At 65.6% G+C, this 12,975-nt stretch carries 5 protein-coding genes and 3 rRNA genes; all 8 read left to right on the top strand.

The window, feature by feature from the left end; all coding sequences use genetic code 11:
- Positions 1-1,408, top strand: a 16S ribosomal RNA gene (locus BMG523DRAFT_RS06915); the annotation flags it as partial.
- A gap of 413 nt (positions 1,409-1,821) precedes the next feature.
- Positions 1,822-4,926: ribosomal RNA gene (locus tag BMG523DRAFT_RS06910) — 23S ribosomal RNA — on the top strand.
- Between the two features lie 70 nt (positions 4,927-4,996).
- Positions 4,997-5,113: ribosomal RNA gene (gene rrf, locus BMG523DRAFT_RS06905) — 5S ribosomal RNA — on the top strand.
- Positions 5,114-5,306: 193 nt separating this feature from the next.
- Positions 5,307-8,624 (top strand): fused isobutyryl-CoA mutase/GTPase IcmF, encoded by a 3,318-nt coding sequence (gene icmF / locus BMG523DRAFT_RS06900; RefSeq protein WP_011438028.1) that lies wholly within the window; start codon positions 5,307-5,309, stop codon positions 8,622-8,624.
- Between the two features lie 202 nt (positions 8,625-8,826).
- A complete protein-coding gene (locus BMG523DRAFT_RS06895) occupies positions 8,827-9,333 on the top strand; it encodes a MarR family winged helix-turn-helix transcriptional regulator (RefSeq protein ID WP_023840249.1) in 507 nt (168 codons plus the stop codon).
- 41 nt (positions 9,334-9,374) lie between these two features.
- A complete protein-coding gene (locus BMG523DRAFT_RS06890) occupies positions 9,375-10,595 on the top strand; it encodes a cysteine desulfurase family protein (RefSeq protein WP_043590676.1) in 1,221 nt (406 codons plus the stop codon).
- A 79-nt stretch (positions 10,596-10,674) separates the two neighbouring features.
- Positions 10,675-11,733 (top strand): tRNA 2-thiouridine(34) synthase MnmA, encoded by a 1,059-nt coding sequence (gene mnmA, locus BMG523DRAFT_RS06885; RefSeq protein WP_011438025.1) that lies wholly within the window; start codon positions 10,675-10,677, stop codon positions 11,731-11,733.
- Between the two features lie 90 nt (positions 11,734-11,823).
- Positions 11,824-12,963: a methionine synthase gene (locus BMG523DRAFT_RS06880; RefSeq protein WP_043590674.1), complete on the top strand. Its 1,140-nt coding sequence runs from the start codon at positions 11,824-11,826 to the stop codon at positions 12,961-12,963.
- The last annotated feature ends 12 nt before the right edge of the window (positions 12,964-12,975 follow it).

Here is a 12,975-nt window from a genome sequence, read left to right as displayed (position 1 = left end):
AACACGTGGGCAACCTGCCCCGAGCTCTGGAATAACCTCGGGAAACCGGGGCTAATGCCGGATATGACATTGCCGGGCATCTGGTGGTGTGGAAAGATTTATCGGCTCGGGATGGGCCCGCGGCCTATCAGCTTGTTGGTGGGGTGATGGCCTACCAAGGCGACGACGGGTAGCCGGCCTGAGAGGGCGACCGGCCACACTGGGACTGAGACACGGCCCAGACTCCTACGGGAGGCAGCAGTGGGGAATATTGCGCAATGGGCGGAAGCCTGACGCAGCGACGCCGCGTGGGGGATGACGGCCTTCGGGTTGTAAACCTCTTTCAGCAGGGACGAAGCGAGAGTGACGGTACCTGCAGAAGAAGCACCGGCCAACTACGTGCCAGCAGCCGCGGTAATACGTAGGGTGCAAGCGTTGTCCGGAATTATTGGGCGTAAAGAGCTCGTAGGCGGCCTGTTGCGTCGGCTGTGAAAACCCGGGGCTCAACTCCGGGCCTGCAGTCGATACGGGCAGGCTAGAGTCCGGCAGGGGAGACTGGAATTCCTGGTGTAGCGGTGAAATGCGCAGATATCAGGAGGAACACCGGTGGCGAAGGCGGGTCTCTGGGCCGGAACTGACGCTAAGGAGCGAAAGCGTGGGGAGCGAACAGGATTAGATACCCTGGTAGTCCACGCCGTAAACGTTGGGCGCTAGGTGTGGGGGACCTTCCACGGCCTCCGTGCCGCAGCTAACGCATTAAGCGCCCCGCCTGGGGAGTACGGCCGCAAGGCTAAAACTCAAAGGAATTGACGGGGGCCCGCACAAGCGGCGGAGCATGTGGCTTAATTCGATGCAACGCGAAGAACCTTACCAGGGCTTGACATGCAGGGAAATCTCGTAGAGATACGGGGTCCGTAAGGGTCCTGCACAGGTGGTGCATGGCTGTCGTCAGCTCGTGTCGTGAGATGTTGGGTTAAGTCCCGCAACGAGCGCAACCCTCGTCCTATGTTGCCAGCGAGTCGTGTCGGGGACTCATAGGAGACTGCCGGGGTCAACTCGGAGGAAGGTGGGGATGACGTCAAGTCATCATGCCCCTTACGTCCTGGGCTGCACACATGCTACAATGGCCGGTACAAAGGGCTGCGATGCCGTGAGGTGGAGCGAATCCCAAAAAGCCGGTCTCAGTTCGGATCGGGGTCTGCAACTCGACCCCGTGAAGTCGGAGTCGCTAGTAATCGCAGATCAGCAATGCTGCGGTGAATACGTTCCCGGGCCTTGTACACACCGCCCGTCACGTCACGAAAGTCGGTAACACCCGAAGCCGGTGGCCTAACCCTTGTGGGGGGAGCCGTCGAAGGTGGGACCGGCGATTGGGACGAAGTCGTAACAAGGTAGCCGTACCGGAAGGTGCGGCTGGATCACCTCCTTTCTAAGGAGCGTCTGGCTGGTCTGTCCTGTAGCGGGGTGGGCTGGTGCAGAGCCAGGGCCGGCTGTGGATGCCGGTCTGGTTGCTCGTGGGTGGAACGCTGACGATGGGGTTTCGGCTGGTTGTCCGGGGTCTAGTACTCCTCTGTCCTTATCTTCGGGTGGGGTGGGGGGTGGAACGGTCCGGGTGGGTGGCTGGGGTCCGTGGCACGCTGTTGGGTCCTGAGGGAGTGAGGCTCTCTCGGCTGGTGGGTTCCTGTGCTGTGGTCCTGGTGGGGATCGTGGTGGGGGGTCTGCTGGTGGAACGGACCGGTCGTGGTGGAGGACTGCCTTCCCGTTGGGTGGGGGTGGGTTTCGCCGGGTCGGCTGGGGCCGTCCGTACGTTGAGAACTGCACAGTGGACGCGAGCATCTTTGTGGCCAAGTTATTAAGGGCGCACGGTGGATGCCTTGGCACCAGGAGCCGATGAAGGACGTGGGAGGCTGCGATATGCCTCGGGGAGCTGTCAACCGAGCTGTGATCCGAGGATTTCCGAATGGGGAAACCCGGCAGGGCTTTAAATCCTGTCACCCGTGCCTGAACACATAGGGCATGTGGAGGGAACGCGGGGAAGTGAAACATCTCATTACCCGCAGGAGGAGAAAACAACCGTGATTCCGCGAGTAGTGGTGAGCGAAAGCGGAACAGGCTAAACCAGTGTCGTGTGAGAGCCGGCAGGTGTTGCGATGCTGGGGTTGTGGGATCGTCCAGGTGGAGCTGCCGTTCCATCGGGGAGTCAGAAAGAGCATTGTTAGGCGAAGGTCATGCGAATGGGCCGCCATAGAGGGTAATAGCCCTGTAGCCGAAAGCAGTGTTCCTCCCGGACGTGTTCCCAAGTAGCACGGAGCCCGTGTAATTCCGTGTGAATCTGGCGGGACCACCCGCTAAGCCTAAATACTCCCTGGTGACCGATAGCGGACTAGTACCGTGAGGGAAAGGTGAAAAGTACCCCGGGAGGGGAGTGAAATAGTACCTGAAACCGTGTGCCTACAATCCGTGGGAGCTGGACTGTGGTCTGGTGACCGCGTGCCTTTTGAAGAATGAGCCTGCGAGTTTGCGGTGTGTGGCGAGGTTAACCCGTGTGGGGTAGCCGTAGCGAAAGCGAGTCCGAAGAGGGCGTTGAGTCGCATGTCCAAGACCCGAAGCCGAGTGATCTACCCATGGCCAGGTTGAAGCGCGGGTAAGACCGTGTGGAGGACCGAACCCACCAGGGTTGAAAACCTGGGGGATGAGCTGTGGGTAGGGGTGAAAGGCCAATCAAACTCGGTGATAGCTGGTTCTCCCCGAAATGCATTTAGGTGCAGCGTCGCATGTTTCTTGCCGGAGGTAGAGCACTGGATGGCCTAGGGGGCCCACAAGCTTACTGAAGTCAGCCAAACTCCGAATGCCGGTAAGTGAAGTGCGGCAGTGAGACTGCGGGGGATAAGCTTCGTAGTCGAGAGGGAAACAGCCCAGATCGCCAGCTAAGGCCCCTAAGCGTGCGCTAAGTGGAAAAGGATGTGGAGTCGCATAGACAACCAGGAGGTTGGCTTAGAAGCAGCCACCCTTGAAAGAGTGCGTAATAGCTCACTGGTCAAGTGATTCCGCGCCGACAATGTAGCGGGGCTCAAGCGCACCGCCGAAGCTGCGGCATGCACAAAATTTCCCGGCACTTTGGTGTCCAGGTTTGTGTGTGGGTAGGGGAGCGTCGTGTGGCGTGTGAAGCGGCGGGGTGACCCAGCCGTGGATGCCATACGAGTGAGAATGCAGGCATGAGTAGCGAATGACGGGTGAGAAACCCGTCCGCCGGATGACCAAGGGTTCCTGGGGCAGGCTAATCCGCCCAGGGTGAGTCGGGACCTAAGGCGAGGCCGACAGGCGTAGTCGATGGATAACGGGTTGATATTCCCGTACCGGCGTTGACGCGGCCATGCTGAACCTGGTTTGTGCTAACCATCTGATCGGATGTGTCTCTTCGGAGGTGTGTTCGGGAGGGTGGGATCCCGGCTGGTAGTAGGCAAGCGATGGGGTGACGCAGGAAGGTAGTCCAGCCCAGGCGGTGGTTGTCCTGGGGCAAGGGTGTAGGACGAGGCGTAGGTAAATCCGCGTCTTGTGTGTCTGAGACCTGATGCCGAGCCGATTGCGGCGAAGTGGGTGATCCTATGCTGCCGAGAAAAGCCTCTAGCGAGTGTCAGGGCCGCCCGTACCCTAAACCGACACAGGTGGTCAGGTAGAGAATACCGAGGCGTTCGAGTGAACTGTGGTTAAGGAACTCGGCAAAATGCCCCCGTAACTTCGGGAGAAGGGGGGCCGTTCTCCGTGTAGGGGTTTACCTCCGAAGCGGGGAGTGGCCGCAGAGACCAGGGGAAAGCGACTGTTTACTAAAAACACAGCTCCGTGCTAAGTCGTAAGACGATGTATACGGAGTGACGCCTGCCCGGTGCTGGAACGTTAAGGGGACGGGTTAGCTCTTCGGGGCGAAGCTCAGAACTTAAGCGCCAGTAAACGGCGGTGGTAACTATAACCATCCTAAGGTAGCGAAATTCCTTGTCGGGTAAGTTCCGACCTGCACGAATGGCGTAACGACTTTCCCACTGTCTCAACCACAGACTCGGCGAAATTGCATTACGAGTAAAGATGCTCGTTACGCGCGGCAGGACGGAAAGACCCCGGGACCTTTACTATAGCTTGATATTGGTGTTCGGTTCGGCTTGTGTAGGATAGGTGGGAGACTGTGAAGCTAGGACGCCAGTTCTGGTGGAGTCGTTGTTGAAATACCACTCTGGTCGTACTGGATGTCTAACCTGGGTCCGTGATCCGGATCAGGGACAGTGTCAGGTGGGTAGTTTAACTGGGGCGGTTGCCTCCTAAAGGGTAACGGAGGCGCCCAAAGGTTCCCTCAGCCTGGTTGGCAATCAGGTGTTGAGTGCAAGTGCACAAGGGAGCTTGACTGTGAGACAGACATGTCGAGCAGGTGCGAAAGCAGGGACTAGTGATCCGGCGGTGGCTTGTGGAAGCGCCGTCGCTCAACGGATAAAAGGTACCCCGGGGATAACAGGCTGATCTTGCCCAAGAGTCCATATCGACGGCAAGGTTTGGCACCTCGATGTCGGCTCGTCGCATCCTGGGGCTGGAGTAGGTCCCAAGGGTTGGGCTGTTCGCCCATTAAAGCGGTACGCGAGCTGGGTTTAGAACGTCGTGAGACAGTTCGGTCCCTATCCGCCGCGCGCGCAGGAGACTTGAGAAGGGCTGTCCCTAGTACGAGAGGACCGGGACGGACGAACCTCTGGTGTGCCAGTTGTTCTGCCAAGGGCATGGCTGGTTGGCTACGTTCGGAAGGGATAACCGCTGAAAGCATCTAAGCGGGAAGCCTGCTTCGAGATGAGGTCTCCCACAGGGTAGCCTGGTAAGGCCCCCGACTAGATGATCGGGTTGATAGGCCGGAGGTGGAAGTGCGGTGACGCATGGAGCTGACCGGTACTAATAGGCCGAGGGCTTGTCTTCGAAGGTGCTACGCGTCCACTGTGCGGTTCTCGGGTGTACGGCCGGTTCGGCTGGTATATCTGGATAGTGTTTCGGTGGTTTTGGCGAAGGGGAAACGCCCGGTCTCATTCCGAACCCGGAAGCTAAGCTCTTCAGCGCCGATGGTACTGCATGGGGGACTGTGTGGGAGAGTAGGACGCCGCCGGACGTATACGAGTGTGGGGCTGTCTCCCTAGAGAGACAGCCCCACACTCGTATACGCGTATTTTCCGACTACTGGCTGGCAGCACCCGCTTCAGCACCTTGGCCGTGGTGGCATCTATTACATGGATGTCCTACTATCGGGAAGCCAAGTGTTCTAGGTATCTCCGCCCGCCACATCGTCCCCGGGAGCCGCTTCGATGTCCTCCGACGCGATGTCCTCCGACAACCGGCACGAGCCGGCCGCCACGCTGCACACACCAGCTCATCCGGTCCGGATCGTGACGGCGGCCTCACTCTTCGATGGGCATGACGCGGCGATCAACATCATGCGTCGCCTGTTGCAGGCGCAGGGCGCCGAAGTGATCCATCTCGGGCATGACCGCAGCGTCGAGGAGGTCGTCACCGCCGCGATCCAGGAGGACGCCCAGGGGATCGCCCTGTCGTCCTATCAGGGCGGGCATGTCGAGTACTTCAGCTACCTCATCGAGCGCCTCCGTGCGCGCGGAGCCGGCAACGTCCGGGTCTACGGCGGCGGCGGCGGGGTGATCCTGCCGGCGGAGATCGACCTGCTGCACGCGCGCGGGGTCGCGCGCATCTTCTCCCCGCAGGACGGGCAGCGGCTCGGTCTCGCAAAGATGATCAATATGATCATCGAGGCCTGTGACGTCGATCTGACGGAGGACGGGCCGAAGCTCGATGCGGTGGCGGCTGGTGAGCACGGCGCGCTCGCCCGGGCAATCACCGTGCTCGAGGCGGGCCGGGACCCGCGGCTCGCGGCGGCGCTGCAGGACGAGGCCGCCCGCCACCCGCGGGTTCCGGTCCTCGGTATCACCGGCACGGGTGGTTCGGGAAAGTCCTCGCTCACCGACGAGCTGATCCGGCGCTTCCGCCTCGACCAGGGCGACAGCCTGCGGATCGCGGTGCTCGCCATCGACCCCAGCCGTCGGCGGGGCGGCGGTGCACTGCTCGGTGACCGCATCCGGATGAACTCCCTGGGTGATGGCACGGCAGGGAACGTGTTCTTCCGGTCCCTGGCGACGCGCACGGGGGGCAGTGAGGTTCCGGCTCCCCTGGCGGATGTGATCAAAGCCTGCCAGGCGGCCGGTTTCGATCTGGTGATCGTCGAGACGCCGGGCATCGGGCAGGGTGACGCGGCGATCGTTCCGTTCTGCGATGTTTCGCTGTACGTGATGACACCCGAGTACGGTGCGGCCTCACAGCTTGAGAAGATCGACATGCTGGACTTCGCCGACGTGGTGGCGGTGAACAAGTTCGAGCGGCGCGGCGCCGAGGATGCCCGGCGTGACGTCGCCCGGCAACTGGTGCGCAACCGGCAGGCGTTCGACCAGTCCTGGGAGGATATGCCCGTCTTCGGCACCTCGGCCGCCCGGTTCCACGACGACGGGGTGACCGCCCTGTATCAGCACCTCGTCGGGCTGCTACGCAAACACGATCTGCACACCGTGTCCGGCTCGTTGCACCTGGTGCGCGGGCGGACCTCTACCGGTCTGACCACGGTCATTCCGTCCGCCCGGATACGCTATCTGGCCGAGATCACCGAGACGGTGCGGGGCTATCACGCCGAGACCGAGCGTCAGGCGCTGCTGGCCCGCCGTCGTGAGCATCTGACGACGGCCCTTGCGGCACTGGCCGGCGCCAACCCCAGCGCGGGCCCGGCGCCGGCGGAACCCACCACCCTCGCCGTGCTGCGCGACGAGGCCGAAGCCGCCCTGGCCCCCTGGACGAGGGAGCTCCTGGCGCAATGGCCGGCGATCGTCGAGGAACGTCAGGGCGAGAAGATGACCTATCTCGTCCGGGGAACCGAGATCCACACCCCGCTGGTGCGCACCACACTCAGCGGGACTCTGATCCGGCGGGTGGCGGTACCCGCCATCGACGACGACGCTCGCCTGATCCGCTTCCTGCGGCGTGAGAACCTGCCAGGGTACTTCCCCTTCACCGCCGGCGTCTTTCCGTTCAAACGCGCCGGGGAGGCCCCGGCGCGAATGTTCGCCGGTGAAGGTGACCCCTTCCGGACCAACCGCCGGTTCCACTTCCTCTCCGCCGGCTCGCCTGCGACCCGGCTGTCCACCGCCTTCGACTCGGTGACCCTCTACGGCCGCGATCCCGCGTCTCAGCCTGACATCTATGGCAAGATCGGCACGTCGGGCGTGTCGATAGCGACGTTGGACGACATGAAGGTCCTGTTCGCCGGGTTCGATCTGTGTGATCCGTCGACCAGCGTCTCGATGACCATCAACGGCCCGGCGCCGACGATCCTGGCGATGTTCCTGAACGCCGCGATCGACCAGCGCTTGGACGCTTTCCGCGCCGAGCACGGCCGGGAGCCGAGCACGGACGAGGCCGCCGAGGTCCGGGCCCGCACGCTGGCCACGGTCCGTGGCACCGTGCAGGCGGACATCCTCAAGGAGGACCAGGGGCAGAACACCTGCATCTTCTCCACCGAGTTCGCGTTGCGGGCGATGGCGGACGTGCAGGAGTGGTTCATCGAACACGCGGTCCGGAACTTCTACTCGGTATCGATCTCCGGCTATCACATCGCCGAGGCCGGCGCCAATCCCATCAGTCAGCTCGCGTTCACCCTGGCCAACGGCTTCACCTACGTCGAGGCCTATCTGGCCAGAGGGATGCGCATCGACGATTTCGCCCCGAACCTGTCGTTCTTCTTCTCCAACGGGATGGATGCGGAGTACACCGTCATCGGGCGGGTGGCCCGCCGGATCTGGGCGGTGGCCATGCGGGAGCGCTACGGTGCCGCCCCCCGGTCGCAGATGCTGAAGTATCACGTACAGACCTCGGGTCGGTCGCTGCACGCACAGGAGATGGCCTACAACGACATCCGGACCACGTTGCAGGCGCTGTGCGCGATCTACGACAACTGCAACAGCCTGCACACCAATGCGTACGACGAGGCTGTGACGACTCCTACGGAGAACTCCGTCCGCCGCGCGTTGGCCATTCAGATGATCATAGATCAGGAATGGGGACTCGCCGCCAACGAGAATCCCCTGCAGGGATCGTTCATCGTCGATGAACTGACCGACCTGGTCGAGGAGGCGGTGCTCGCCGAGTTCGAGCGGATCAGCGACCGCGGCGGTGTACTCGGCGCGATGGAGACCGGCTATCAGCGGGGACGCATCCAGGACGAGTCGATGCTGTACGAGCGGCGCAAGCACGACGGCACCCTGCCGATCATCGGGGTGAACACGTTCCTGCGGCCGGAGTCGGCCGGCACCGATCCCGACGCCGAGGGAGGCCCGATGGAGCTCGCGCGGGCCACGGAGGAGGAGAAGCAATCTCAGCTCACTCGGCTGGAGGAGTTCCACCGCCGGCACGGCGCCGAGGCGGGCGCCGCCCTGGAACATCTGCGGGAGGTCGCCAGGAGCGGGGGGAACACGTTCGCGGCGCTGATGGAGGCGGTCCGCGTCTGCTCCCTCGGGCAGATCTCCCAGGCATTCTTCGACGTGGGTGGGCAGTATCGACGTAACGTCTGATTATGCCCCGGGTGGCGCCCGCCGTTACGTCGATCGGCGTTACGCTGGTCGGTACGCTGGGCGCCGCGGCAATCTCCGGGTACGCATGAATCTTTGCCAGCGCGTCCGTCCTGGGGTGCAATGGACGCTGCCCGCCGCGACGGTCCCCGGCTGCCAGGTTGGGCGGGAACCGTCCCATGAAGTGCAGGAGCGTCGACAAGTCGTGGCCACCCCGAAACCGTTGCCAACCGACCCCATAGCGGAGGCCCATCGGCACTGGACCGCCCACGGCTGGGGGGCGGCAGCGGACGGCATGGCAGCGGTCACCTCCCTGATGCGGGCGCAGCAGATCGTCCTCGCCCGGGTTGACGAGGTCCTGCGCCCCCTCGATCTGACCTTCGCGCGCTATGAGCTGCTGATGCTGTTGATGTTCAGTCGGTCCGGAGCGCTGCCCCTCAACAAGATCGGAAGTCGGCTGCAGGTCCATCCGACCAGCGTCACCAGCGCGGTCGACCGGTTGGAGGCGAGGGGGCAGGTGCGGCGTACCCCGCATCCTACGGACCGGCGGGCGATTCTCGCGAAGATCACCGAGGAGGGTCGGGTCACTGCCATGGCCGCGACCGAGAAGCTCAACGACACCGTCTTCGCCGATCCCGGGCTGGGTGACGGCGGGGTGCGCAGACTCATCGACCTGCTGACCGATCTGCGCCGGGCCGCCGGCGACTTCTGATCGCGCGGTGTTCGGCCCGTCCGCGACTACCCTCTAGAGCTGTGACCTACCTCGACCACGGGGCGACGACGCCGATGCGACCGGAAGCGCTCGCCGCGTACACCGCGGTGCTCGCCGATACCGGCAATGCCTCGTCGCTGCATGCCAGTGGCCGCCGTGCCCGCCGCATCGTCGAGGAGTCCCGCGAGACACTCGCCGGAGTGCTGGGCGCCCGTCCGTCCGACGTGGTGTTCACCGGAGGCGGTACCGAAAGTGACAACCTCGCCCTGAAGGGTCTGTACTGGTCACGCCGCCGGGCCGAACCGGGCCGGCGGCGGGTGCTGGTCAGCGCCGTCGAGCACCGGGCGGTCCTGGACACCGTCGACTGGCTCGGCCGGGCGCAGGATGCCGAGGTCGAGCTGCTCGCGGTCGATGCCGCGGGAACCGTGCGGCCGGACACCCTCGCCGCCGCCCTCGAACGGGATCCGGACTCGGTGGCCGTCGTGTCGGTGATGTGGGCGAACAACGAGGTCGGCACCGTTCAGCCGATCGCCGAGCTCGCGACGATCGCGCACCGTCACGGCGTGCCCTTCCACACCGATGCGGTGCAGGCGTTCGGCCAGATCCCGATCGCCGTCACCGACGAGGGCCCCGACGCCATCACGGTCAGCGCGCACAAGATCGGGGGGCCGATCGGTGTCGGTGCCCTGGTGGTGCGCCGGGGATTGGCGATGGAGCCGCTGACCCACGGCGGCGGTCAGGAGCGCGACATCCGGTCCGGAACGTTGAACACGGCCGGGGTGGCGGCGTTCGCGGCGGCCGCGGCGAGGGCATGCGCCGAGGCGCCGCAGGAGAGCGTCCGGCTGGCGGCCCTGCGTGACGACTTGGTGCGCCGGGTCCGGGCGGAGGTCCCGGAGGCGGTGCTCAACGGTGCCCCGCTGCTCGGGGACGGCGGCGGTCCGGGACCGCACCGGCTGCCGGGAAACGCCCATCTGACCTTCCCCGGCTGCGAGGGAGACTCGCTGCTGATGCTGCTCGATGCCCGGGGGATCGAGTGTTCCACCGGCTCGGCCTGCTCCGCTGGAGTGGCGAGGCCGTCGCACGTGTTGCTCGCGATGGGAGTGGATGAGGCACACGCCCGCGGATCGCTGCGGTTCTCCCTCGGGCACACCTCACGGGCCGGCGACATCGACGCGCTGGTCGCGGCGATCGGGCCGGTCGTCGAGCGGGCGAGCCGCGCGGGGGCGCTGGCCGGCACGAGCGGCAGCATGAGCGGCACCTGAGAGGCGATGCCCATGATGCCTTGCTCCCGTCCACGTGGTTCCCTGAGGTTCGGCGGAGATTCGGGGAGGTGATGGTCTGATGCGGGTGCTCGCCGCGATGTCCGGCGGGGTCGACTCCGCCGTCGCCGCCGCCCGGGCGGTTGACGCCGGTCACGACGTCACCGGGGTGCATCTGGCGTTGTCGCGCTCGCCGGAGTCGGACCGGACCGGAGCCCGCGGCTGCTGCACCATCGAGGACGCCCGGGACGCCCGGCGGGCCGCCGATATCCTCGGGATCCCGTTCTACGTCTGGGATCTCGCGGACCGGTTCGAGACCGACGTCATCGAGGAGTTCGTCGAGTCCTACGCGGCCGGTCGCACGCCCAACCCCTGCGTGCGCTGCAACGAGCGCATCAAGTTCGCGGCCGTACTCGACAAGGCCCTCGCGCTCGGCTTCGAGGCCGTCGTCACCGGGCACCACGCCCGGCTCGATCCGGACGGCACCCTGCGCCGCTCGGTGGATCCGGACAAGGACCAGTCCTACGTCCTGGGAACGCTGCGTCCCGAGCAGCTCGCCGCCGCGCGGTTCCCGCTCGGGGATTCCACCAAGGCCCAGGTGCGGGTAGAGGCGGCCGAGCGTCGCCTTGCCGTTGCGGACAAGCCGGACAGCCACGACATCTGTTTCATCTCGCATGGGGACACCGGTGGCTGGTTGCGCGAGCGGCTCGGCCCGCGGCCGGGTCCGGTCATCGATGCGACGACCGGGCAGACGCTCGGGCACCATGACGGCGCCTACGCCTTCACCGTGGGTCAGCGTCGCGGGCTGAAGCTCGGGCGGCCGGCCGCGGACGGCCGGCCGCGCTATGTGCTGGACATCTCCCCGGTGACGTCGACGGTCACCGTCGGACCGGCCGAGGCGCTCGACGTGCGCCGGCTCGTGGCGGACCGGGCCGTCTGGCCGCACGAGGGGGCCGTGTCATGCCTGGCCCAGGTGCGGGCGCACGGCGGGGTGGTACCGGCGGTGGCGCAGGCGCGCGACGAGGAGCTCGTCGTGACGCTGACGACGCCGGTCCGCGGCACGGCCGCAGGCCAGGCAGTGGTGCTGTACGACGGTGACCGGGTGCTTGGCGGAGGGCACATCCGCACCACCGGTGGTTAGCTGGGCGCCCGGTCGGCGGGCCGTTGACGGAGCGGGCGTGGAGCGGGCGTGGCCGGGGATCTCCCGCGGACTCCCGGAGGATGTCAAGACATGAGTACTGACGCTGCACGGATGTGGCCGCCCGGCGCGGCCACCGGGGTGGGCTCGCTGCCGGGAACGGATGCGGCCCAGGCCGTCAAGCTGGTCTTCGACGAGCTGCCGGACCTGCCGCATCTGCCAGAACTGCCGGCCAGGGGAGCCGGGGGTGCGATGGTCGGGCGGGCGGCGGCGATCCTCGTCGACATGCCGGTGGACCTTCAGCCGGCTGGCTGGCGGCTGGTTCCCCGACCCGGCCTGGACCTGCGCCGGTCACGGGATCTGCTCGAACGCGACCTGGACGCGCTGACGGAGGTCGCCGCCGACTACGCGGGATCCTTCAAGATTGCCGTGACCGGCCCGTGGACGCTGGCTGCCGAGCTGGAGCTTCCCCGCGGGCACAAGGCGTTGTCGGATACCGGCGCCACCCGTGACATCGCCGACGCACTGACCGCGGGGCTCGTCGAACAGGTCGAACAGATCGCCCAGCGGGTCCCGGGGGCGCGGATCCTGGTCCAGCTCGACGAGCCGTCGCTGCCGGCGGTGCTCGCGGGCCGGATCCGCACTCCGAGTGGGTTCTCGGTGCTGCCCGCCGTCGAGGAGGGCTTGGTTGTGGAGCGGCTGCGGATCCTGCTCGGTGGCCTGCGGGCGCTGCCGGCGACCGTCGGAGTCGGGGTGCACTGCTGCGCTCCCGCGGTGCCGCTGGCGGCGTTGCGCGCGGCGGGTGTGGACTTCGTCGGTCTCGACGTCACCGCGCTTACCCGGGCTGAGGACGACGCCGTCGGCGAGATCGTGGAGGCCGGAGTGCGGCTGATGGCGGGCCTCGTCCCCACCAGGCCGATTTCACCGGCCGCGCCGATTTCACCGACAGGACCGACAGGACCGACTGGACCGGCCGCACCTGCTGGTGCAGCCGGACGGGCTGGTGCAGCCGGACGGGCTGTCTCGGCCGCACCGAAGTTGTCGGATGTCCGCCGTACGGTCGAACCCGTCATCGCACTGTGGCGCCGGTTGGGATTCCGGCCCGAGCAGCTCGGAGAGGTGGTCGCCGTGACGCCGACATGTGGCCTGGCGGGCCTGGGAACGGACGATGCCAGGACGGTGATGCGCCACTGCCGGAAGGCGGGGCGGGTCCTGGTCGACGCACCGTCGTGAGCGCGACGGCCG

The organism is Frankia sp. BMG5.23, from assembly GCF_000685765.2.
GTDB classification, from domain to species: Bacteria; Actinomycetota; Actinomycetes; order Frankiales; family Frankiaceae; genus Frankia; species Frankia casuarinae.
Note: the sequence above shows the minus strand (reverse complement) of the source record. Positions and strands in the feature narration are given on the sequence as shown.

What these genes read in the sequence shown, in the direction of transcription:
- icmF (WP_011438028.1), top strand. Translation starts at nt 5,307, where the DNA reads ATGTCCTCCGACGCGATGTCCTCCGACAACCGGCACGAGCCGGCCGCC.
- BMG523DRAFT_RS06880 (WP_043590674.1), top strand. Translation starts at nt 11,824, where the DNA reads ATGAGTACTGACGCTGCACGGATGTGGCCGCCCGGCGCGGCCACCGGG.
- mnmA (WP_011438025.1), top strand. Translation starts at nt 10,675, where the DNA reads ATGCGGGTGCTCGCCGCGATGTCCGGCGGGGTCGACTCCGCCGTCGCC.